Origin of the sequence: Roseibium sp. HPY-6, from assembly GCF_040530035.1 — a bacterium.
Lineage (GTDB): Bacteria > Pseudomonadota > Alphaproteobacteria > Rhizobiales > Stappiaceae > Roseibium.
Genome location: NZ_JBEWCD010000002.1, coordinates 1,568,095 through 1,591,805, shown reverse-complemented (window position 1 = coordinate 1,591,805; position 23,711 = coordinate 1,568,095). Strand labels below are relative to the sequence as shown.

Below are 23,711 nucleotides of genomic sequence, written 5' to 3'. Positions count from 1 at the left end.
TCCCATAGCGCGTTCGACACTCAAGTCGTTGGCTTTAGGAAAGGCTAAGTGCGAAGCTCCGGATTCGACGTACCCGATAGTCTTCTCTGTTGGCCTATCATCGGCATAATTGAGATCCGCCGGCTACCGGCCGGACCGCTCAAGTGACGTGAGCCACACGGCGGTAATCGCTTGGCGGAATGCCGACGTTCGAAGAGAAGAACCTTGTGAAGCTCGCCTGTGAGGAAAAGCCAAGATCATAGCTGATTTCAGTAACCGACTTGTCAGTCGTCATGAGATCGGAAATGGCCTGTTCCGCACGCAGCGTGTTCAGATACAGATTGGGCGTGATGCCCATTTGCTTCTTGAAAAGCTTGAAGAAATGGGGACGCGACAAGCCGACCTCACGTGCCAGCCACTCGACTTCAACTTCTTCCGTATAGTTTTCCTGCATCAGTCTGAGCGACCGGCGCACCCTGTAGTCGGTGAAGCGATGACGACTGTCGCTCAAAACCGAATTGCGGTCAGCATGCCGCCAGGATTGCTCGAAGCACTGTAACGTTGTGCGGTAGAGATATCCGTCGAACAGATGTTCATTGCCGCCATCCAGAAGCAGCGATGTCAGACGCTTGACCCAATTGGAGACATCAGGCGTCATGGAGATAAAGGATCTTCCGAAATTCAAAGCGAATTCAGCGGATTGGCTGTTTTCTAGAAACCAGATCGGCTTGATGTAGAGGACAAGGCAAAGACATGCTTCTGCCGGATACTTGTCCTTCAGATGGAAGCTGTGCTGCTCCCATGGACTTACGGCCACGGCGGTATTCTTGTCCGCGGCAATCCAGCGCCCCGAAACACTGACCTTTGCTTCCGCTCCGCTCAGGTAGAAGATGAGATGCCCTTCCCGGTGGGCATGCGTGATGATTGGCTTATCCAGCTTATAAAGAGCTGCGCGCCCGAATTCACCGTGGTGAACGGATATCGCTTCGCTCATAGTCCCCTCCTCCCGAGGATTATCGCGGCCGTTTTATTTTTTGTTTCCTGAATTAAACCTCGTAAAATTGCTTATTTGCAAGACAAAGCGCCTCACAAAGAGACTTAGAGTTACGAAATCAGACTGAAATTCATGCTGCATTGCAGTAGTCAGGCGCGCACATATCCCGTTTTTACTGTGCTGAAAAACTCGCGCGCGTAACTGCCCTGTTCCCTTGGCCCGTAACTTGATCCTTTCGTGCCACCAAACGGAACGTGATAGTCCACGCCTGCGGTGGGCAAGTTGACCATGACCATGCCTGCCTTGGAGTTCTTGCGGAAATGTGCCGCGTGTTTGAGGCTGGTCGTGCATATGCCCGAGCACAGTCCGAAGTCGGTTTCGTTGGCAGTCCAAAGAGCTTCTTCGTAGTCTTTCACCCTGATCACAGCAGCAACGGGTCCAAAGACCTCCTCTGTGTTGATCCGCATGTCGTTGGTCGTATCGGTAAAGAGCGCCGGCTGCAGAAAGTAACCCTCCGTCTCTCGGCGCAGCAGCTCGCCACCGCAACGCAGATTACCGCCCTGCGACCGGCCGATATCGATGTATTTCAGATCCGTTTGAAGCTGATCAGCGCTTGCGACAGGACCAACATCTGTTCCTTCTGCAAGGGCGTGCCCGACGCGAAGGGTCTTGCACCTATCAACCAGCCGTTCCACAAAACGGCTGAAAATTCCTTCGGTTACAATCAGGCGCGAGGAGGCCGTGCAGCGCTGCCCGGTCGCGAAGTATGCGCCATCGACGGCAACCTCCACGGCCTGATCGAGATCCGCATCGTCAAGCACCACCAGGGGGTTCTTGCCACCCATTTCGAGCTGAACCTTGCGGAGATGCTTGAGGCATGCCTCTGCGACCCGGTGACCAACGCCCTGTGATCCGGTAAACGTGATGCCGTTGATCTGCGGCGCGTCGAGCATCGTTTGACCGACAACCGACCCTTTTCCGGTCACCAGGTTCAAAACGCCATCGGGAAGCCCGGCCCTTTTGAGAATGTCCGCCAGAACCCACGCGCAACCCGGCACCAGTTCAGCCGGCTTGAATACGACGGCGTTGCCATGGCATAGCGCCGGCGCAATTTTCCAGGACGGGATGGCGATCGGGAAATTCCAGGGTGTAATAATACCGACAACGCCCAGAGGTTCCCGTGTCACCTCAACATCTATTCCGGGGCGCACCGAACGGATCAGGTCGCCCGTCTGGCGGACGCATTCCCCGGCAAAGAAACGGAAAATGTTCGCGGCGCGGTCCGTTTCCAGAATGCCTTCGCGAAGCGTTTTCCCCTCTTCGCGCGACAGCAAAGTGCCGATTTCCTGCTTGCGGGCAGTCAGTTCATCCGCAGTCCTGTTCAGGATCACGAACCGTTCCTGGGGTGTGGTCTCAGCCCATCCGGGGGCTGCCGCAACCGCTGCTTCGATCGCTGCCTGTGTCTCGGGAACACCGGCATGGGCATAAAGGTCGATGACGTCACTTGTGTCGGAAGGGTTCCGGTTTTCCGCAGCGCTTGCGGACGTCACCCATTCCCCATTGATAAGCAAAGGTTTCATCAGGCGACCCGGTTTTCCAGGTGGACAGATTTCATGATCGAAAACAGGCTTGAGCTGCTGAGCGCACGCGGGCTCCGCACGGCCGCGAGATCGGATGCGGCAAGATCTGCGGCAATCCGAAGTTCTTCTTCGCCAATGCCCATCTCCGCAAGGCTTCCCGGGAGCGGTAACGCCTGAAGAAACTCCGTGACACTGCTCGCGGGCGTACCGCCTCCTCCCGGACTGAAGAGGTTTTGCAAGGTCATGAACTTGTCGCGCGCAGCATCCGCGTTGAATTGCAGGACAGCAGGAAGCAACAGGCGGCTCAGGGCGCCCGGATCGAGACGCCGTTTCACGACGGTTTCCAGCGCACACCCGATGGCGTGAATGGTTCCAAGTCCCTTTTGAAGCGCCAGCGCGCCATTCAGACTTGCGGCCATCATTTCCCGGCGCGCGGTTACGCTGTCATTTTCCAGCACAGAATGAAGATTGGCGAGAACCCGGCCCAGCCCATCGAGGGCGATACCGTCCGCCGGCGGGTTATAGCCGGGCGACAGATAGGCTTCGACACACCGGCCAAGAGCATCCGCGCCTGCACTTGCGCTTTCAATGGGGCTCGCCCCCAAGGTCAGCGTAGGGTCGCAGATCGTGACGGTGGGCACAAGTTTCTTGCACATCAGCCGGGTGCGTTCACCGTCCATCAGAACGACAGGCGCGTGCGCACTCACCGCGGATCCGAACCCCTGAATGCCGGGAACCGCGTAAAGATCCGGCAAACTGTCCCCGATTCTGCGGGAACCGCCGGTGGCATAGGAAAAGGTCTCCAGCGGAGCGTCATGCGCAATCGAGATGCGCGAGATTTTCGCCAGATCGATCGCCGTATTGCGGCCAAAGGCAATCAGCAGATCGCGACCGGTCGACTCAAAAGTCTCGGCAACGCGGCGCGCGGCCTGTTCATTGGGTATTTCGGGAATATCACTGATGACTTCAACTGACGTACGGACGGGCAGTCCGGCAAGCAATCGCTCGTAGAGTTCGCTGTTGAGGTGTGTTTCGTCGGTTACGATGAGCGGCCGGATCTTGCGATTGACTTCCACTTCCGACCATAGCGCTTCTTCCAAAACGCCATCGGCAAAGTGCACTCGCGTGACGTATGTGATCAAAGTCATGGCCAGATCTCAAGAAGAAGCTGTGACAGCCTGCGGCCTGGAACGTGAACCGGGCGGCGGCGAGGCCGCCCGGTACTTTGCGGTCAGTAAGACGCCTTGCACTCAGGCGTTTCGCGGCTTGGGAGGCCGATCTTTGCAAACACTTCCGGATCAATGCCCAGCGTTTGCGGAACATTGTCCTTGATCGCGACGAGCTTGGTGACCAGCGTACCGTCTTCCTGCTCTGCAACTTCAGACACGAAATTGGCACCAATCGCCTGGCGGTTGCCATCAAGTGTTATCTTGCCGTTCGGCGCGTCCAGTTCGAGGTTGGAAAGGCATGCGCGGAACTTGGCATGACCGTCGGACAAGTCACCGCCGACTTCGTCTAGACACGTCATCGCCGCCGTGGTGGCGTTGTAATATCCGGTCGCCAGAAGCGACGGACTCGGGAACCGCTGATCCGGCGGGAACGCGTCCTGATAAGCCTTCACATAGGCCTTCCAGTTGGCATCGTCCCAGGTATCTGCCTGCGGACCGGCAGAAGGTGTGCCGATGAGCGCGTTTTTCGCGTCACCCTTGGAATTGAGAACCGTGCCGTCAACCATGATCGAGCCGCCGATCAGGTTGGCATCGCCACCGGCCTGCTGATACTGGTTGAGGAAGTTGACGGCATCACCGCCACCCAGGCCGAGATAGATCGCGTCAACGTCGTCCGGAAGCGATGCAATGATCGAGCCGAAATCCTTGGTGCCGAGAGGAACCCAGAAGCGTTCGGTGATTTCGCCGCCGGCCTGGCAGAATTCAAGCGCGAAGCCGAAGACCTGCGTATAGATGAAGGAATAGTCCTCGCCGATCGTTGCGACGGATTTCCAACCCTTTTCGTTGAACACATAGTCCCCAAGGCCCGCGGACCACTGGGCGCCGTCCGTGTTGAAACGGAAGAAGTTATCGGACGGTGTGACGTAAGTTGTCTCTTGCGCGCCGGAGATCCCGTTCAGGAACGTGACTTGTGGCTGTGTCTTGGAATAATCACGAATGGCGATGCCTTCAGATCCCGAAAGGGGACCGATGACAATATCGACCTTGTCCTGCTCCACCAGCTTGCGCGCACCGCGCACAGCACTGTCCGGAGACGCATCGGTTGACTGAATAATCAGTTCGATATCTCGGCCGCCGGCCTTTTCACCCTTGACGGCCATTGCAGTTTTCAGACCGCGCACGCCATCTTCGCCCAGGACCGTATAGGTGCCCTCAAGCGTTGCCAGTACACCCACTTTCAGGGGCCCGTCCGACGCGAACGCAGCGCCGGTCGACAGGAATGCAGCCGCGGAGACAGCGGCCAGAAGATGCTTTTTCATCCGTTCCTCCCAACGAATCATCAGCCGCTTTTGATTACGCAGGAGGCCGGAAACCTTCAGAAAAACCGGCCAGCACTTGCGTCAACGGCAATGCAGTCAGCATGCGTCAGACAGGGGTTTCGACCTATCTCGGAGAGTACGGGTGATATAACGCACAGTCTGTTTTTGAGGGTGTCCGCGTTTGAACGGGACGCGCAGATTGTTTGGCAAAGGGCCCTATATTAGTCGCCGTGCCGTCAAAGAAACGCGGTCAAGACGCTCGCGGAACCAATTCGTTGACGCGGCTCCACTGCCAAATCAATCCCGACAATAACTTGAAGGTACAGGCATTGGCGGGTATGCAGGACTTCCTTCCCGCAACCCACATTTGACAGGATTTCCAGTGACCTCGCCCAAGCCCAATGTCGACGCTCCGGTGCCCACCCTCAACTTGTCGAAGCTCGGAGGCGGTTCCGTACAAGTCGGTGCGCCAAAGGATCGGTGGACGATGCTGTTCGTGTATCGCGGCAAACACTGCCCGCGCTGCAAGCGGTTTCTAAACAAGCTGGATGCTGCGCTGTCGGATTGGACCGCCGTCATGGACGTGGTGGTCGTATCTACGGATACCGAGGAGAAAGCCAAGGCAGATCAGGCTGAATTCGGTTGGGCCTTTGATTTGTGTTACGGGCTGAGCGAAGATCAGGCGCGTGCGCTTGGGCTCTACGTGTCGGACCCTCTGTCCGAAGCCGAAACCTCGGACCGCTTTGCTGAGCCCGGGGCGTTCGGCATCCGCCCTGACGGCACCTTGATGCTGGTTGATATTTCAAACGGACCTGCGGCGCGGCCCGACCTCGAAGAGTTGCTCGACGGCATGATTTTCAACATCAACAACAACCGCCCGACCCGAGGCACAGCTTAGCGTTTTAAATGGCAGTGGCCTCAAATCATCACACGCCTGACTGAAGCCGGCCAACTCGTGTCCCCGCTTTTCGTTTCATGTACCGAGCAGCCAAGCGCCACGGCACAGCGCCACGATAGCGACTTGTTATTCCGCCGCCTGACTGCCGATATCGGTCAGGCGTGCGTCCTGAATGGCTTTCCCGAGCGCCTCGATGTCCTGTTCGCGCACCGTGCCCGTGCGATAGACAAGCCCGATTTCGCGTGAGGGGATCGGATCCTTGAAGTGTACGATTTCAAGGTCAGGGTTCCGGCTTTCCACCTTCAGCGCCATTTGCGGAAGCAGGGTTTCGCCAAGGCCATTGGACACAAGCTGAATGACAGTCGCCAGACTGGTCGTTCCAAGCGCCGGCAACTGCACGTTCTGGCTGACACCGCAATGCATCAGCGCGTGCTCACGCAAACAATGACCGTCTTCGAGCAGGATCAGCCCTCCCGGATCGACCGCACGAGGATCGAGACCATTCGGCTCGATCTCATCGGTGCCGAACGTCACCATGGGACCGGCGTCAGGCGCCCCGCGCCGGCGTGCGAGAACCAGCGGATCTTCAAAGAGCGGTAGAACGGAAACATTTGGCTGATCGACAGGAAGCGCCAGCAGCAGTGCATCTACAGAGCCGATAGACAATTCGTCCAGCAGCGCCTTCGTGCGCGTTTCCCGAATTTCAAGGTTCAGTTGAGGATATGCCGACTGCAGCCCTGGCAACAGAGCCGGTAGAAGATATGGAGCTATCGTGGGTATCACTCCGAGACGGAAACGTCCCGTCAGTGCTGGCCCGGACATAGATGCGCGCAGTTCTATTTCGTGGGTCTGCTGCAGGACCTTGCGCATGCGTTCGGCGATCTCCTGACCAGCCGGTGTCGCCTCGAAAGTGTCCCCATGTTGGTTGTAGAGCGGCACCTCAGCGCTGCGCTGAAACTCTTCAACCTTTTTCATCATTGCCGGTTCTGAAACGGAAAGATGCCGCGCGGCTTCGGAGACGCTCCCAAGTCTGACAAGAGCTTCGAAATACGTCATGATTTTGAGCGTAATCTGGGCCACATTGTCCTCGTCAATTGAAACTCGACGCCCGTCGTGCCACTCATGGCTTAACTGTTTGTTTACAATATTTGGCGTCGAATTTCATGACAAATGCATGTCGATTTCCGATGAAAGTGCACAAATTGCATCTTTCCAGGTCGGATCGATCGGCCTGACAATTCGCTTCACAGACGGATACCACAGGCTCTCAGCGCCAGTGCCCGCCCAATACCATTCATGATTTTCCGGCAGAACTGCAACGCCTTTGCGTCCCAGCGCACCGGCGATATGAAGTGGAATACCGTCCGGACCGACGACGAGATCCAGGCAGTTAACCACGTTGACAATATCTTCCAGGCCAGCAAGCGCGACACCTGCATCGATCGCCTCCGGCCACATCCGCAGCTGGTGCCGTGCCTCATCGAACTGAAGACTGACAGGAACATAAGGCTTGCCTGCAAAAACCTTCATCAGATGATCGATCTGCAGTCCCGGCGCTGTCCCCTCCCAGAAAACACCAACAAGAGGCCTTTCATCCTGTGGCAACGCCTGTCGCCATTCGTTCTCTCTTGCAGGTTCAGCAGCAAGATAGGGTTTGAAGCACGCCATGTCGTGTGCGTTAAGGCAGGTACGCGCAGCAAGGTCTGCCAGAAGTTCACCACGCCCATTGAGACCAAGCTGCGGGTCTTCGGATACGACGTCAATTCCTGACGACGCCGTGAGCTTCTTCCAGAGCCCGTCGATCAACGACGGACCCGATCTTTTGATCGGACCAACGTTCGCCCAGGCATTGGCAAATCGCATCAAGACAAGTTCGTCCAACAGTGGCGTGCGGCCGGGCAGCGTCACATGAAGGGGCGTTTCCGGGCGTCCGGGTGCAAGTTCGCGGCGTGCTGCCCACGACGCCCAGGCCTCTTCAGATCGCCCGAGCGCATGAAGCGCTTCTTCCCGCAGACTGCGGACCAAGTCGCGCGCGCTCACATCTTCAGGCAGCGTCCCGCACATCTGGTCGATCTGTTTCCAAGCGCCTGCCTTTTTCAGAACTTTCAGGAAACCGACAATCCGGACTGCATCGGCTGGTGACTTTCGCAGCCATGCCGCGCAGACCGACAAGGCCTCGGCAACCTGACCACGGGCAATCAGGATTTCGGCGGCTTGCAACACCACCGGGGCGTAATCCGCATACCGGTTTCTGAAACGCTCTATCAGCTTTTGAGCGTCGGCAAGCGCGCCCGCTTTCTGGTAGGTTCGCGCCAGGATCACGGCGGTATCGGGATCTGTCGGAGCAAGGAGATGTGCCCTTTTCGCAAGTTCGCCAGCTGCTTCATAGTCTCCCGCCAAGGCACGTAACTGGGCGAGGCCTGAAAGCGCCGGGACATGATCAGGGTCGATTGCAAGTGCCTTGTCATAAAGCGCCGTTGCCTCGCTGATCCGCTCGCGGGACAGTTCAAAAGCGGCGCTTGCAACCAGAACATCAGTATTGCCGGGCTTGAGCCTGGACGCCTCGGCAAGCCACTTGGAAGCTTGGCGCATATCGCCAGCCTGTTGATGGATCTGCGCAAGCAGAAGTACGGCCGGAAAGAAATCCGGCTGAAGAGCGTTGGCTTCCAGCAAATGTGTGATCGCGTCGGGCACGCGGCTTTCCAGCAAAGCGAGGCTGGCCATGTTGCTCAGAACGAGCGGGACACCGGGGTTCTTGTCGTAGGCGCCTTGCAGGCAACGCTTTGCATCAGGAAGCCGGCCCGCTTTCATATGCAGCCCAGCCTTGGAAACCAGTGCTCGCATCTCAGAAGGATGGCTTTCCAGCACCTGATCGAGAAGAAACTCGGCGTCTTCAAACCTGCCTTTTTCGATCAGCCGTTCAGCCGCATCGCATTTTTCCGGAGTAGTCAGGTTCATCTTGGTTGCTTCTGAAAAGAGGCCTTGTCAGGACATGATTTGCAATCCGGTCGCAAGTTTGACCGCCGTTTTGGACAGGACTGCGCTCGCATCCGTGATCTCGAGCGCATCTCTTGTCTTCACTTCCGCAAGAGCTCTCGAAACCTCGATATCCGTCATGTTCATGTTGAGATAGGAGACTTCAATATCGATCCGGGTGTAGCCCATGGTTATGGCGCTGACTTCCATACTGATATTGGAAACCGATATGTCGAGCAGCAGACTGATGTCGATGCTGATCGAAAAGGCCAGAGAGATCGTGCCGGCAATCTTGAATTCGAAGGACCCGCCGTAATACTCCTCCGTGGTCCAGCCACCGAAGCGGCTGTGTGTTGTTCCCGTCGTCACATCGATCGCATCGGCGAAGTTCGTCTCCCACAGACCTTCGCTGGAAATCTTGGCATAGTGACTGCTGCCAACCGCGAGTTTCACACCCTCGTCGCTTTCAATATCGACTTTGTTGTCGGATTTCAGCCGGATATCCTTGGTCGCGTTCGGCTGAATGTCCGTATAGCTTCCGGTCGATATCGTGATGCTCTCACCCGTCTGCCGGCTGAGCCCGGTCGTATTGACATCACTCGTCCCGGAAATTGTCGTCGTGCTGTTTCCGTCGACGGCACTGGTGACATTGCCTGCTATATGAATGTCGAGATTGGATTTGTACTCGTGATAGGCATCTTCGTTGGCGGTGAAGAAAAGGCCGCCGGTGGTTTGTATCAGGACACCCCGGGACGCACTGGTCATGTTGGACGGTGACCTGTCGCCTTCTTCCGTTGCGTTGTATTGGCCGATGCGCAGGAAGCTGCTGGTGTCTTTGGTCAAAGACGAAGCATCAGCCGAGGCGCTGCTGGCATCAGGGATCAGGACCGTCGCGTTCAATTGGTCCGCGGTGTCACTTTGTGTGACGACATAATCTGCGTCGTCGACGGTCTCACTGCCTGACATACCAGTTTCCTTTCGGGTTTCAGGGTCCCCTGACTAACTCAGCACCAACACTTTGCATTGGCTCGGCGTCAGGGTTGTTCCTACCGAATTGGTCGAGTTCTGCATGGTGCTATCCAATAGCCGCGTCGCCGGTGCGGTGCTGAAAAACGTCTTGAATGATCCGAGCAGATGGCGGCTGGGGCCGATGATGGTTCCGGAGGCCACTCCGAGCGCCGTGCCTGCCTCGTCACCACTTGTGATCGTGGTGGACGTCAGGAGATTGTGGACGGGCGACGCGGTAATGAAGATGTTCAATACGTTCGGCACCGCGGTGGTTGATGTCGCTATGTTGACAAACGGCGTTGGCACCGGTCCGGCAGGGGTCGTGATGTTGCAGACATCAACGATGCCGAGGCTCATGGCTCCGAGGCTTGTATTGGCGAACAAACGCGTCTCCTTCAGTCAGCCAGCGCGACCGTGCGCGGGTCGTAGATTTCGCGGATCAATCGTTCATCATCGGTCCTGCGGATCGAACCATGTGCTCCTGCCGTGAAGGCGGATGTCACGCTGGCATTATGAAAGTCGGCCATATCGAGCTTGGTTCTCGACAGGTTGGCGCCGTCGAGGTTGCAATTCGAAAAATTCGACAAACTCAAGTCGCCGCCTGAGAAAACGGTTCCGCGGCAGTCCGCCTTGTCAAATTGGGCTTTGGCGCACGAACTCGCAGAAAGATCCGCCATGCGCAGATCGCTGCCGTTGAAGTTGGCCATATCGAGCTTTGCCCCTGTAAAAACAGCCTGTTGCAGGTCTGCGCCGCTGAAAATCGTCATTTCCGCGATTGCCTCGGCGAAGGAGACGCCCGCCAGGCGGCTGCCGGCCAGGATACTGCCGGACAGATCAGCGCGTTCAAAGAGGCAGCCTGTCAGTTCACTCTCGATAAAGCCGCATTTCATGACTGGCGTGTCGGACAGGTCCAGTGCACTCAAATCGCATTTGATGAACATTGCGGACTGAAGAATGACATCTTCAAACTCGGCATTCGACAGGTCGGCTCCGACCAGAACCGTTCCCTCGATGAGCGCATCGGAGAGGACCATGGTTCCGGCCGTGCAATCAATCATCGCGCTGTTCAAAAGCGCCGCGCCGCTCAAGTCCGCGCCATCAAAGCCGACGTTTATGAACTGGCTGGCCATGATGTTTGCGCCGGCCAGACTTGCACCTTCCATGGACGTTTCCACGAATGATGTCTTTTCGAACCAGCATCCACTCATCCCGGCGCGGGCCAAACGCGACTTGAAGAAAACAGCCTGGTCGCTCTTTGTGCCATCGAAGCGCGCGCCTTCCAGTTTGCAATCCGTGAAGACGCAGCGGGAAAGATCGGTTCCGGTCAGATTGGCACTCGAAAAGTCGGTGCGCAGGAACACCCCGCCGGCAAGATCCATTCCGGAGAAGTCGCTACCGGCAAAGTTTGCGTCGATAACCGGAGCCTCATGGCGAATGAAATCGGAGAGGTCATCAAGCGTGATCACGGCCGCGCCTCCAAATTGGTAAAGTGCAGGTTCGAGCGCGTGAGATCGGCGAAAGCGAGAACGGCCTCGGACAAGTCCGTCTGGTGAAAGTTTGCAGCACGCAGGCTGCTCTGCGTCAGATCAGCCGCATGCAGACTGGCTTCGCGCAAATTTGCACCGAAGAGATCCGCACGCCGGATTTTCGAAAAGGCGAAGAGACTGCCGCGCCACGAAGAAAGACGCATATCCGACAGCTCAAGATCGGTGCCGGCCAGGTTAGATTCTTCAACGACAGCGCCGACGAACGCCGTTTCACGCATTACTGCGTCCTGAAACCCGCACTTGAACGCGTGTATGTGCGAGAAATTTGTTCCGCGCATGTCGGTTCCGCCGAACCAGCCGCACTCTTCAAGCTGTGCCTTTTCCACCACAACATTCTTGAAGCTCACATCAGCATAAGAGACTTTCGTCATTGCCGCTCCCGACCAGCGCGAGCGGTCCAGCCCACAGGATAGGAAACCGGTCTTTTCGAGCTTTGCGTCGTCAAATGCGACCGCATTCATGTCCGACTGGGCAAAAGAACAGTTTTTTAGGGTGGATCCGGCAAAACGCGCTTTCGAAAATCTGCACTCGACAAAGGTGCAGTTTTCAAAGGACGCGCCAGAAAAGTCGCATTCTGAAAAGTCTGCCTTGAAGACCGTCATATCCTTGAAGACAGCTTGCTCAAAGATGGCCTGCGAAGCACCGACACCACTCAGGTTTGCTTCCGAAAAATCAGCCCGGGTGCAATCCGTTCCTGAAAGCGCCCCTCCACTGAATACCGCCTTTTTGCAATCCGAACCGCGCATGGACGATCCGGAAAGTTCGCAGCGCTCCAGAAAGCTGCCCGAAAGGTTCACGCCATCCAGGGCAAGGCCCGCAAGCTGCGCGCCGGCAAGATCCCGGCCCGCGAGGGAGCCGCCTTCTTCCAGATACGATCTGACAAATGAACCGAGGAGTTCTGCAGCTTCTGCTCCGACCGGTTCCAGTGGTGCGATTGCTTCAACAGCGGTCCTGCGAACACTTGCAAGTGCATCTTCCAGTTCGTCCTCAGCCGCGTTCAATTGACCCTGCGCGGAGCTGATCGCCGCGCCGGTATCGGGTTCTGCGGACTTTTTGCCTACTATCGCGGCAGAGATGGTATCCAGCGTTGACCCTTCGCCATTGTTTGCAGCCGGAAAGGCACCTGCCAGAAAGTCGTCGAGAGCCGCGTTTGCGGGTTTCGCCGGCTTATCGGAATTGGCAACTGCCGCCCCCTGAGGCTGGTCCACAAGTGCCGGGGCAGACGGGCTCGCAGGGATCGTATTCATCAGGTCTTTTGCGGCGGATAACAATCCAGCGGCCGGCTCTTTCAGAAACCTTGCCTTGGCTTTTTCGAATGCCAGCGCCGGGTCGGGCTGCGAAGGCGCATCCAGTGCCGACTTCGGCGCGTTCTCGAAATCCTGCAAAATCTGATCGAGCGTTTGTTGTGGCAGCAGCTGATCGAAAGACGGCAGGTAGCCCTTTTCCGGACTTGCGCCATGGCCGAGGGCTTCCATTTCGTCGAGACTTGCTGGCGGGACAATCGGGGGCGTTACTCCGATCTGTTTCACCAGACCGTAGATTTCGGCATTCGCCATGTCCGACTTGAGTTCCGCCTCACGGCGCAAGTCTTCCACGTCTGAGATAAGCCGTGCAATATCGACGTCGCCGCGCTCTACATCTTCTTTGCTCGGCAACGAAAGCGGTTTGATTTCAGGCTCATCGATCGCCGGGACGAGCGTTGCCGGGAGGCCCTGTTCTGAAAAGAGGCGTTCAAGACGCCACTGCCGGCTCTCCGTCCATTTCGATTGCCTGGTTTCCGCTGCTTCGCGGCGGCCCTGCTCGCGCCGCTCGATTTCCTCCGGATCTTCTGCGGGAGACAACTGACCATCGGCCAGGAGATACTTGTGTGCCTCGTCAGGATCGGTCCGCAGTCTGAACACTTCCCTGTAATGATCACCAGACCTTGGCTCGTCGCCCATACGCTCGTAGGCAATCATAACATCCGTGATATCACGGCCATCACGGTCGGAGACCGGCATGACCCCGCGATGGACAACGACTCCCTTGAGTTCAGATCCGAAGATCCAAACGGTGTCGATATGCATCGCGATCTCACTGAGACCGGACTGTGAAGACGCATCTTGAACAAATGTTCGGGCCCTCAAGCCCGGCAGGCATGACTTTATGTCCGGATGATGCGCCGACATGCCGACAACGCGTATCGGTTCATCGCCTGTGAAATAGGACTTGGTCTGCTGACTCGCTGCTGCCGCCATGAAAAATTGCGGATTGAAATCAGCCGGCCAGTCCGGCATCCGTTGCTCAACCCAGGCCTTATCATAGGTTCCCGCAAGCGCAATGCGCGCCGGGTCATCCAACGCGATCGGGCCGACAAGGGCAGGAGCCGGGCGATCGGCAATCGAGATGATCTCCGAGCCCGCGACCTCCACATTCGGCAAAGTTAGGCGCGGGATTGCCGCACCCAATTCAAGCGCATGCGCACCCTGCCCCGCAGGGTTTGGCGCGAAGCCCTCTCCGCCGTAAGCGCGCGCCGGCGTCAAAGGGATCTCGGTGAACGGTAGTGGCTCGGAAAATGTCGGACCATCGGGACCCGTTTCCCAGTAACGGTCGCCGAATACGGAGAGATACCTACCCAATTCCCCAACAGAAACAGCCACATGCATGGCACGAACCGGCTCGCGGGACATGGCCCTGCCGGCGACCAGAAACTCGCCATGCGGCTTGGGATACGCAGCATCGAAGACCGCACCTTCCGGCAACTCCTTGGCAACAAGGGGCCACATTGCGGTTTCTGCCAGTATCTCGTCCGGATTGAGAAGATCGAACATTGAGAACGTGGATACAACAAAGAGCCCTGCCCCTTGGTAAGGCATGGTTTTGGTCAGAAGACCAAGACGCTGGGGCTTTATCACGCGCATTCGAGGAATCCTGGAAACAGACGGCCGGTGATCAACGCAAAACTCAAGACCTGCATGGCTTAACCCATGGTGATCCGCTTGCCGTCCATCCGCACGTCTTCCTTCGCAACAACGATCGCCGACCCTGCCTGACTGATGGCAACCGTTTCCGCCTGCGTCTGGATCGACCCTGCTTTCAGCTGGTCAGTCTCCGTGACACTGTCGATACGGTGCTGCGCACGCGTTGAAGTCATGTCATACGTCGCAAGAAGCTTGCCCGCCTGCGTCAGGATCTCCTGCATTGATGTCACGAGTTTCCGCCCGACCATCGCAACCTGATCGCCGCTCATGAGCAGGTTCTTGAACTGAAACGCAATCTCGCCCGCCGATGCATCCAGCCTCTCGTCTGCCTCCAGTTTGAGGCTGCCAGCAGACAAAACAGCCTGCTGCGGCGAGCCATCCGCGCGGGAAAGATCTATCTTCAACGATCCGGCAGCCTCCGCCTCTCTGCGCAATACATCCGTAATGAAAGCGCCCTCGCCGGTGTCCATCAGGACAACGATGTCGCCGACTTCCGGCCCAACGAGACAAGACACAGCTCTGGAAGAGGTGACAGGTTTGCCGCCGGATTGAACCACGAAGGAGGCCCCGTACTGCGACACGATTTTCCCGGTTGTGCGCGTGACAGGCGTTTCCTTGACCAGCGGCGCAATGACGCTCAGGAGATCGGGTTCCACAGCTTGTGGCCCGGCCTCAAAAACCCTGGTGTTTGCCTGCTTTCCCAAAACCAGCCTCCCATCCCGTCTTCGTCTCTTGCAATCGCACTCTTTTTGATTGCAGTGCCTGCACTGGTTGAGGGATAGCAGATAGTCTTTTCAAGTTTCTAAACACTGGGGAAATTGTTCAATTGGTTCGACCGCAGTGCATCCGGCCATTCAAATTGGGCATCGCGGTATTTGCATGATTTTACCAGGACATAAGTTCAGTTGCGGAAACCAGTTTTTGCGCCGCTTTCGGTGTTTCCGGTTTTCGAGCAACTCTCGGCATCTGATTTGTTGCCGGTGCCGCAATATTTGATGACGCGACAAGGTTCGGGATCGTCGTGCCTGCCAATGCAACCATTCAACTTTACGGCGAAGCGCTGCTATTGCCAAACGGGCCTCCCGTCGAACCTCCGGGTTCGGCGTGAAGACCCAGACAATCCGTTATCTGGTCAAGCCGCTTTGCTGCTGCTTTCTGATACGCGATCAAGCGACGCTTTGCGTGTTGCGGCAAGACGCCTGACAAGCGCCAGAAGAAATGCGCCAGTCAGGATCAAAATGATCGTGGGCGCAGGGGCGCTGTCGAGATAAAAGCTGGCATAAGTCCCGGCCAGCATCGAAGCCATGCACACGATCACTGACACCCAGAGCATCGCCCCGAACGTTCGCACGAGCAGAAAAGCAATCGCGCCCGGCGCGATCAGGAGGCCGATGGCCAGGATGAGGCCCGCCGCCGACAAAGTCGCAACAATGGTCAGCGACAGCGCGGCCAGAAGTCCGTAGTGAAGCAGATTAACGGGAAGGCCCGATGCCTTGGCCTGTGCGGCATCGAAACTGTGCAGTACCAGGTCTTTCCATTTCAGTATCAGCCCTAAACCGACGATCAGCGCGATAATGCCCGCCGTCAGCAAATCCTGCGAACCGACACCGAGCATGTTGCCGAAAAGGATGTGGTCCAGATGGGCATTTGTCTCGACCGCCACGTAGAGCACGATGCCAAGACCAAACATGCCGGAAAACACCACGCCCATGACCGTGTCCTGCTTCACTCGGCTGTTTCCGGCAAGGTAACCCGTCGCCAGTGCGCAGATCATTCCGGCCGCAAAAGCACCGATCAGAAGCGGGATGCCGAGAATATACGCAACCACGATCCCTGGAAGGATCGCATGGCTGACCGCATCGCCCATCAACGCCCAGCCTTTCATTACCAGAAAACAGGACAAAAGCGCCGTGGGTACAGACACGATGATGCAGATCAGGAAGGCGTTCTGCATGAACGGAAACCTGAAGGGCAGCAAAAGCGTCTCAACGTCCATCAGACTGCCTCTCCGCTCTTTGCCGCAGCTGCGTCACGCCCGCCGTTACGCAAAGCAGCAGCGGCCTTGCGCCTGGCAGCCAGAAGCCCGTGTTTGGGTGCGAACAGAAAGGCGATCAGGAAGATGAGCGTCTGGAGCGTGACGATGATGCCCCCCGTTGCCCCATCCAGAAAATAGCTGACATAAGCGCCTGTGAAACTCGTTAAAGCCCCGATGGCGACCGAGAGCGCGATAAGCCTCGGGAAACGGTCGCACAGAAGATAGGCCGTTGCGCCCGGTGTGACGACCATCGCGATGACCAGAAATGCGCCGACGGTCTGCATCGCTGCGACGACACACGCCGACAAAAGTACGAAAAACACGGCCTTGAGAGCCGTGGGTTTCAAACCAATGGAGCGTGCGTGATTTTCGTCGAAGAAAGTGACCATCAGGTCTTTCCACTTCGCGAGCAGCACCGCGAGCGAAACAAACCCTATGACGGCCAGCTGAAACGTGTCCTCGGGCGTGATCGCCAGAATGTTGCCCATGGTGATGGTCTGGATTGAGACCGACATCGGATTGACCGACACAATGAAAAGTCCGAGCCCGAAGAAAGAGGTGAAGATCAGACCGATAATGACATCGGCCTTCAGACCGGACCGTTCCGACAAAAACAGCATCGCGCCGGCCGCCAGACCTCCGGCAAGGAAGGCACCGAGCGAAAACGGGAGGCCAAGAATGTAGGCACCGGCAACACCCGGAACGACCGAGTGGGACAGGGCGTCACCGATGAGGGACCAGCCTTTCAGCATCAGATAGGCCGACAGAAAGGCGCAAACGCCGCCAACCAGAGCCGATACCCACATGGCGTTGACCATGTAGTTGTAGGAAAACGGCTCCAGCAGCAGATCCATTACTGGCCGCCCTCGGTGGTCTGAACCTTGTCGCCATACTGGACAAAGGGGCGCTCGTCGTCCGTCAGGATTGTTACCTTGCGCTGGTCTCCATCCGTATGCAGCGTTTCGTCGGAAATGGTGAAGTGACGTAAAACGCCACCAAAAGCCTGCTCAAGATTCTCACGCGTGAAGATTGCCTGTGTCGGGCCATAGGCCAGAACCGTTCCCTTCACCAGAACCGTGCGGTCGCAAAACTCTGGCACTGAACCCAGATTATGGGTCGACACCAGCATCACCCTGCCTTCGTCCCGAAGCTCCCTGAGCAGTGACACGATCTGCTCTTCCGTCTTGACGTCAACACCTGTGAAGGGTTCGTCGAGCAGAATGACCTGTCCATCCTGTGCCAGGGCGCGGGCGAGGAAAACGCGTTTGCGTTGGCCACCGGACAATTCGCCGATCTGACGATGGCGAAAGTCCTGCATGTTGACGCGTTCCAGTGCGAGACCCACCGCCTCGTGGTCGGCGGGTTTCGGCCGGCGCAGAAACCCCATGTGGCCGTAGCGGCCCATCATCACGACGTCCTCAACGAGGACCGGGAATGACCAATCGACTTCTTCGGACTGCGGAACATAAGAAACGAGGTTATCGCGAAGGGCTTCCTTAACAGAACGGTCAAGGATCCGGATCGTGCCGTATGCGGCGGGAACAAAGCCCATAATCGCCTTGAAGAGGGTTGACTTGCCTGCCCCGTTTACACCCACCAGCGCAGTGACCGTGCCGCGGGGGATGGCAAAGCTGGCGTTCCACAGCGCCGTGTGACCGTTCCGGTAGGTGACGGTGACATCCTCGGCGGAAAGTCCACCGGTATCCGCGGTCACGGTCGCATCCATCTCCGGGTCCCTGACGATTTGCAGCAAAGCTCACTCCATTAAAGAGCACTATTCAAGACAGAACAAATTCAAACCCGCCGGCATGTGCCGGCGGGCTCCGGAGACTTCCTCAATTAGCAGCGGATTTGAGGCCTTCTGCGACGGTGCTCGCGGTCACTTCCAGCAGATCCAGATATGTCGGCACATTACCGCCGGCTTCACTCAAAGAATCCACGTAAAGCTCGCCGCCATAGCTTGCACCTGTTTCACGGGCGACCTGTTTTGCCGGTGCCGTATTGACCGTACTTTCGCAGAAGACAACCGGGATGTCGTTTTCCCGCACACCATCAATGACGGCGCGCACCTGCTGCGGTGTCCCGACCTGATCGGCGTTCATCGGCCACAGGTACAGCTCCTTCATGCCGAAGTCGCGGGCGAGATAACTGAAGGCTCCTTCACAGGTAACGAGCCAGCGCTGTTCCTCGGGGATCTCGGCAACGGCTTGCCGCAACGGTTCGATGGTGGCGCGGATCTTGTCCTTATAGGCCTCTGCGTTCTTCTTATAGATCTCAGCGTTGGCCGTGTCCTGGGCGGAAAACGCCGCAACGATATTGTCTATGTAAATCAACGCATTGTCGAGACCCATCCAGGCGTGCGGGTTCGGTTTGCCTTCATACGATCCGGATCTGATGGCGATCGGGTCGATGCCGTCGGTCAGCGTGGCGGCCGGCACATCGCCGAGATTGGAGAGGAATTGCTCAAACCAGAGTTCGAGGTTCATGCCATTCCACAGGATAAGATCGGCATCGGATGCGCGCACGATATCCTGGGGCGTCGGCTGGTAGCCGTGAATTTCAGCACCAGGCTTGGTGACCGAGACCACCTCTGCCGCCTCACCGGCAACATTGCTCGCAATGTCGGCAATCACGGTGAAGGTTGTCACGACCTTCATCTTGTCTTCAGCCAAAGCGCCTTGAGCAAAAACAGGCAAAAGCGCCGTCATTGACGCGGCCATACCAAGTTTCTTGAGCATTCGGGTCTCCTGAAAAACCAGCCTTCACTTTTGCAATTCGTATTGCAAATCATTTGCAACTGTCAAGCTTGTTGCGAACGGTTTGCATTAAAACTTCGTAACAACGATGCAACTAGGGTTCAGGTGCCAAAAGAAAAGGAGCAAGGCCGGTGCAACTTCTCCGCCTTATAGGGCGTAGATGATTTCGGCGGCCCGAACCGCCGCCGAAGCGCGATTTTCAACGCCGAGCTTTATGAAGATCTGCTCCAGGTGCTTGTTGACGGTGCGCGGCGACAAGCCAAGGATCTCGCCAATGTCCTTGTTCGATTTGCCTTTCGCAATCCAGATCAGCACTTCCGCCTCGCGTTGGGTTAGCGTGAACCGCTCCTGCAGGGCCTTGACCTGACCGGCTTCATCCTCTGCCGTCACGCGGAACAGGTTTTCATCCGGCCCGACCCGCCCGAGCGGGTGGAGTTGCACGGCGAGGTTTTCCGACAGTCCGAGCATGAAACTCTTGTGATAAAGGCCTGACGGTTCTGCCGTTTCGAGCCAATCCCCGAGTGCACGACCTAATTGCAGGAGGCTTTCCTCCGCATTGCCGGTCCGCTCGAGCAAAGAGTGGATCTGCGGCGTCGACCAGAGGACGCCACCTTCGGATGTCACCGCAACGAGGTGCCGACCCGCCGCATCGAGCGCCACATGCGCGCTTTGCACGGAGCGGGCGTTCTTCAGATGGACCTTGATGCGTGCCTTCAGCTCGTCAACATCTATTGGCTTCGTCAGAAAGTCGACACCGCCTGATTCCAGCGCTTTGACGATATGCTCCGTTTCGGAGAGCCCGGTCATGAAGATCACCGGAACGTGCTGCAAAGCCGCGTTTTCCTTGATCCGCCGGCAGGTTTCGAAGCCGTCGAGCCCCGGCATGACCGCATCCATCAGGATCGTATCAGGGCTCACCTTATCGCAAATCGTCAGAGCGGCCTCGCCGCTGGTTGCCACAAGAACGGCAACACCGGTCTTCTTCAGGGCTTCGGTCACGAAGCCAAGGGTCTCCGGACTGTCATCCACCACCAGGACCGTATCGCGGCGATCATCCGTCATGAGGTTCCAATTCGTTCAATACGTCCCGGTAGGCATCGAAATCGAACCGGTTGAGGTGTCCGTGCAAAGTGTCGACGAGCGGCTTGTTCTCCGGTGCGTCCGCGAGTTCTGCGAGTTTGGCTTCAATACCTTCAACGTAACCGATTTCCGCAAGTGAAATCAGATCCGCGACATGCTTGGCGCCCGGTGACTGCAACCGGTCGGCGCTCGTTTTTGCAGGCTCCTCCGTTTGCTGTGTCTCAGTCCAGCTTAGCCCCATGTGTTTTTGCAAAAGGTCCAGCAGCTGGCCGATATCGAACGGTTTGGCGAGCGTTGCATCGTGGAGCGCGGGTCCGTCGGGACGCAAAGCGTGGTCGCCAATGTTTGCCGACAGCATTATTATCGGCGCCTGTTCGTCCTTCCGGCGAAGGGCTTCGGCTAGTTGCCAGCCGTTCATTCCCGGCATCAGAACGTCAATCAGGTACAGATCCGGCTTCAGGTCACAGACACCGGACAAGCAGTGGTCGCCGTTTTCAGCTTCCAAAATGGTGAAGCCGATGGGCTTGAGGATATCCCTGACAAGCCCGCGGTGATCAGGATTGTCATCGATCACTGCGATTGTTTTGCGCGGCCCTTGGTATCCCCTCACCTGGCGCTCCAAGCGCACGACATCAATTGGTCGATCGACCGCAGCCAGCATGAGCCTGACCTCGAAAGACGCGCCGTTGCCCGGCTCGCTCGAAAGCGCAATAGCGCCGCCCATTGTTTCCGTCAGGAGCTTGGTGATAGTCAGACCAAGGCCAAGACCAGGCGCGGCACGGGTGCTTGCCGCCTTGCTCCGCCCGAAAGGCTCAAACACCTTGACCTGTTCCTCAAGTGCGATGCCGGGGCCGGTATCCGCAACGACGAATCTGGCGACCTGTGACCGGTACCCGACGCGAAACGACACATTGCCGGTATCGGTGAATTTGATCGCATTGGACAGGAGATTGACGAGGATCTGGCGCAGGCGCTTTTCGTCGGTGCGCACGAATACAGGCAGATTGGCGACTTTTTCAAAGTTAAAGCCAAGCCCCTTCGCACTTGCCTGCATCTTGAACATGTCGACGATCTGATCAAGAAACTCGTGAATGTTGATTTCGTTGGAATAGATCTGCAGCCGCCCGGCCTCGATCCGCGAGATGTCCAAAAGCCCGTCAATCAAACCAGACAGATGCTCGGCGCTGCGCCGGATGGTGCTGACCGCCGGTCTGCGCGCCACAGGCACAGTTTCGTCGCGTTCAAGAACCTGCGCATACCCCAGCACAGCGTTCAGCGGCGTTCTGAGCTCGTGACTGAGACCGACGACGTACCGGCTTTTGGCAAGGTTGGCCGCTTCCGCATCCTCTTTCGCCTTCTGCAGAGCAGCGTCCGTCACGCCATGCGCGTCGATTTCCTTTTGAAGCAAAGCGTTCTGCCGGGCGGATTCTTCCTCGGCGACCTGGCGCGTATCATGAGCGAGCACGAGGAACCAGCTGGCAATGCCCGCGACAATCGTGAAGACGAAAAAGATCAGCGTCACGGTTTGCGCGATGATGCCTGTGGGATCGCCAAAACGGCTTGCCGCCTGGGCGTAGATGACCCAGAGCACAACGCCAATGCCGGTGATCGTGAAAACCGACACCAGCGCATACCGGCCCAGACGGGACCGGAAGTAGGCGAGCACCCTTTCGGGCAGGAAAAGGGAGGCAACGCTTGCTATTTGAAAGGAAACGCGGGCCTTTGGTTTGCAGGAGTCGTGGCACCGGGCATCAAGCGAGCAGCAGAGCGAACAGATCGGCGCCTGATATGCCGGACAGTAAGCCATGTCCTCCGGCTCGAAGGGATTCTCGCAAATGGAGCAGGCGATGTGCGATTTGCTCTGCCAGCTAACGCGTGGCTTACGCGCCAGGTAGTAGCGCCCTTTGGTTGCGAAAGCGATTAGCGGCGCTGTCACGAAGGCTATCGCCATGGCAAGAAACGTTGCGAGCGCGGCTGCCACTTCGCCGAACTGACCGAAATGCGCTGCCAGGGCGACACCGGCTGCCAATAGCATCGCGCCCGTGCCGACCGGATTGATGTCGTATAAATGCGCCCGCTTGAACTCGATGCCGGGCGGCGACAGACCAAGGGGTTTGTTGATGAAAAGATCGGCCGAAATCGCAGAAAGCCAGGCCATGGCGACGATGGAGAAGACACCCAGCGTCTCTTCCAGAAGCTTGTAAATGCCGAGTTCCATCAGCAACAGCGCAATGCCGACGTTAAATACCAGCCAGACCACACGGCCGGGATGGGAATGCGTCAATCGGGAGAAGAAGTTCGACCACGCGAGCGAGCCCGCATAGGCATTCATGACATTGATCTTGAGCTGCGCGACCACGACAAAGGCAGCCATGAGCAGCAGCACGACCGTTTCATTCGGGATCATATAGCCGAAGGCGACAGCGTACATGCGCGAAGGCTCATCGGCATGTTCAACCGGAACGCCATGAGACAGCACCAGGACCGCCAGAAAAGACCCGGCGATCATCTTCGGTGCCCCAAGGATCACCCAGCCGGGACCGGCCAGGAACAACGCGAGACGATGCCGCCGGCGGGCGAAGTCTTCCGCCGGCAGGAAGCGCAGGAAATCCACTTGCTCACCGATCTGAGCCATCAGGGCGAGAATGACGGCTGTCGCAGCTCCGAAGCTTATCAGATTGATGCTGTCCCATCCGCCCGGGGCCGTTCTTGGCGCATTTGTGGCCGGATCGATCCCGGCAAATGTCAGCCACTGGCCAACCGCCTGCCAATCGGTAAAGGCAATGAACATGAAGGGCAGGATGTTCAAGATGATCCAGAACGGCTGCGTTGCGATCTGGAAACGGCTGATCCATGTGATGCCGTGCGTCACGAGCGGAATGACGGCGACCGCGCTTATGATGTAGCCGAGCCACAGCGGCAGGCCAAAGGCAAACTCCAGCGCGCTCGACATGATCGAGGCTTCGATGGCAAACAGGATGAAGGTGAAACTGGCATAAATCAGCGATGTAATGGTCGAGCCGATATATCCGAACCCGGCCCCCCGGGTCAGAAGATCAATGTCAACGCCATAACGCATGGCATAGCGGCTGATCGGCAGACCGACAATCAGGAGCACAAGGCTGCCGACCAGGATGGCGACAAAGGCATTTGCTGTGCCATGAGACAGCGTGATGGCTCCGCCGATTGCTTCCAGAGCCAGAAAGGAAATCGCACCGATTGCCGTTTGCGAGATTGCGCGTGAGGAGAATCGTCTCGCCCCTTTCGCCGTGAAGCGAAGCGCGTAATCCTCGAGTGTCTGGTTATTGACCCATTTGTTGTACTGTCGGCGAATGGGCAATATGCGTTGACGGGCAGTCACCGCGACGGCCCTGCCCAGTATTTCATCTTCTGCATAATTTTGCGGCATC

At 57.4% G+C, this 23,711-nt stretch carries 18 protein-coding genes; 1 reads left to right on the top strand and 17 read right to left on the bottom strand.

Going from position 1 to position 23,711, the window contains the following annotated elements; all coding sequences use genetic code 11:
- Positions 1–139: 139 nt before the first annotated feature.
- The 4 genes from ABVF61_RS18670 to ABVF61_RS18655 all read right to left on the bottom strand — a co-directional run bounded on the left by ABVF61_RS18670 (position 140) and on the right by ABVF61_RS18655 (position 5,041).
- Positions 140–973, bottom strand: a complete 834-nt coding sequence (locus ABVF61_RS18670; RefSeq protein ID WP_353995041.1) for a helix-turn-helix domain-containing protein — start codon at positions 971–973, stop codon at positions 140–142.
- Positions 974–1,122: 149 nt separating this feature from the next.
- Positions 1,123–2,553 (bottom strand): aldehyde dehydrogenase family protein, encoded by a 1,431-nt coding sequence (locus ABVF61_RS18665; protein ID WP_353995040.1) that lies wholly within the window; start codon positions 2,551–2,553, stop codon positions 1,123–1,125.
- Complete coding sequence (locus ABVF61_RS18660) at positions 2,553–3,701, bottom strand: iron-containing alcohol dehydrogenase (protein ID WP_353995039.1); 1,149 nt, start codon at positions 3,699–3,701, stop codon at positions 2,553–2,555. Before ABVF61_RS18660 ends, ABVF61_RS18665 begins: the two co-directional genes overlap by 1 nt.
- Positions 3,702–3,784: 83 nt before the next feature.
- A complete protein-coding gene (locus ABVF61_RS18655; RefSeq protein ID WP_353995038.1) occupies positions 3,785–5,041 on the bottom strand; it encodes an ABC transporter substrate-binding protein in 1,257 nt (418 codons plus the stop codon).
- 382 nt (positions 5,042–5,423) lie between these two features.
- On the opposite strand from ABVF61_RS18655, the gene ABVF61_RS18650 reads away from it, so the two are divergent.
- Positions 5,424–5,939 carry a redoxin domain-containing protein gene (locus ABVF61_RS18650; RefSeq protein ID WP_353995037.1) on the top strand — a complete coding sequence of 172 codons (516 nt, stop codon included), beginning with the start codon at positions 5,424–5,426 and terminating at the stop codon, positions 5,937–5,939.
- Positions 5,940–6,065: 126 nt separating this feature from the next.
- Here ABVF61_RS18650 and ABVF61_RS18645 read toward each other — a convergent pair whose 3' ends face one another.
- The 13 genes from ABVF61_RS18645 to ABVF61_RS18585 all read right to left on the bottom strand — a co-directional run bounded on the left by ABVF61_RS18645 (position 6,066) and on the right by ABVF61_RS18585 (position 23,662).
- Positions 6,066–7,019 carry a hydrogen peroxide-inducible genes activator gene (locus tag ABVF61_RS18645; RefSeq protein WP_353995036.1) on the bottom strand — a complete coding sequence of 318 codons (954 nt, stop codon included), beginning with the start codon at positions 7,017–7,019 and terminating at the stop codon, positions 6,066–6,068.
- 81 nt (positions 7,020–7,100) lie between these two features.
- Positions 7,101–8,897: a tetratricopeptide repeat protein gene (locus ABVF61_RS18640; protein ID WP_353995035.1), complete on the bottom strand. Its 1,797-nt coding sequence runs from the start codon at positions 8,895–8,897 to the stop codon at positions 7,101–7,103.
- A gap of 27 nt (positions 8,898–8,924) precedes the next feature.
- Complete coding sequence (locus ABVF61_RS18635) at positions 8,925–9,881, bottom strand: hypothetical protein (RefSeq protein WP_353995034.1); 957 nt, start codon at positions 9,879–9,881, stop codon at positions 8,925–8,927.
- Between the two features lie 33 nt (positions 9,882–9,914).
- A complete protein-coding gene (locus ABVF61_RS18630) occupies positions 9,915–10,307 on the bottom strand; it encodes a DUF4150 domain-containing protein (RefSeq protein WP_353995033.1) in 393 nt (130 codons plus the stop codon).
- An 11-nt stretch (positions 10,308–10,318) separates the two neighbouring features.
- Positions 10,319–11,389 carry a pentapeptide repeat-containing protein gene (locus ABVF61_RS18625; protein ID WP_353995032.1) on the bottom strand — a complete coding sequence of 357 codons (1,071 nt, stop codon included), beginning with the start codon at positions 11,387–11,389 and terminating at the stop codon, positions 10,319–10,321.
- Positions 11,386–14,370 (bottom strand): DUF2169 family type VI secretion system accessory protein, encoded by a 2,985-nt coding sequence (locus tag ABVF61_RS18620; RefSeq protein WP_353995031.1) that lies wholly within the window; start codon positions 14,368–14,370, stop codon positions 11,386–11,388. The genes ABVF61_RS18625 and ABVF61_RS18620 overlap by 4 nt, the downstream gene beginning before the upstream one ends.
- 59 nt (positions 14,371–14,429) lie before the next feature.
- Positions 14,430–15,134, bottom strand: coding sequence for a DUF3540 domain-containing protein (locus ABVF61_RS18615; protein WP_353995030.1), 705 nt, complete (start codon positions 15,132–15,134; stop codon positions 14,430–14,432).
- 428 nt (positions 15,135–15,562) lie between these two features.
- Positions 15,563–16,426 carry a metal ABC transporter permease gene (locus ABVF61_RS18610; RefSeq protein WP_353995029.1) on the bottom strand — a complete coding sequence of 288 codons (864 nt, stop codon included), beginning with the start codon at positions 16,424–16,426 and terminating at the stop codon, positions 15,563–15,565.
- On the bottom strand, positions 16,426–17,319 hold the full coding sequence (locus ABVF61_RS18605; RefSeq protein WP_353995028.1) for a metal ABC transporter permease: 894 nt from the start codon (positions 17,317–17,319) through the stop codon (positions 16,426–16,428). The genes ABVF61_RS18610 and ABVF61_RS18605 overlap by 1 nt, the downstream gene beginning before the upstream one ends.
- Positions 17,319–18,191 (bottom strand): manganese/iron ABC transporter ATP-binding protein, encoded by an 873-nt coding sequence (locus ABVF61_RS18600; RefSeq protein WP_353996455.1) that lies wholly within the window; start codon positions 18,189–18,191, stop codon positions 17,319–17,321. The genes ABVF61_RS18605 and ABVF61_RS18600 overlap by 1 nt, the downstream gene beginning before the upstream one ends.
- A 109-nt stretch (positions 18,192–18,300) precedes the next feature.
- Positions 18,301–19,185 (bottom strand): metal ABC transporter substrate-binding protein, encoded by an 885-nt coding sequence (locus ABVF61_RS18595; protein ID WP_353996454.1) that lies wholly within the window; start codon positions 19,183–19,185, stop codon positions 18,301–18,303.
- Between the two features lie 183 nt (positions 19,186–19,368).
- On the bottom strand, positions 19,369–20,283 hold the full coding sequence (locus tag ABVF61_RS18590) for a response regulator (RefSeq protein WP_353995027.1): 915 nt from the start codon (positions 20,281–20,283) through the stop codon (positions 19,369–19,371).
- Positions 20,273–23,662 carry a hybrid sensor histidine kinase/response regulator gene (locus tag ABVF61_RS18585; protein ID WP_353996453.1) on the bottom strand — a complete coding sequence of 1,130 codons (3,390 nt, stop codon included), beginning with the start codon at positions 23,660–23,662 and terminating at the stop codon, positions 20,273–20,275. The genes ABVF61_RS18590 and ABVF61_RS18585 overlap by 11 nt, the downstream gene beginning before the upstream one ends.
- Positions 23,663–23,711: the final 49 nt, after the last annotated feature.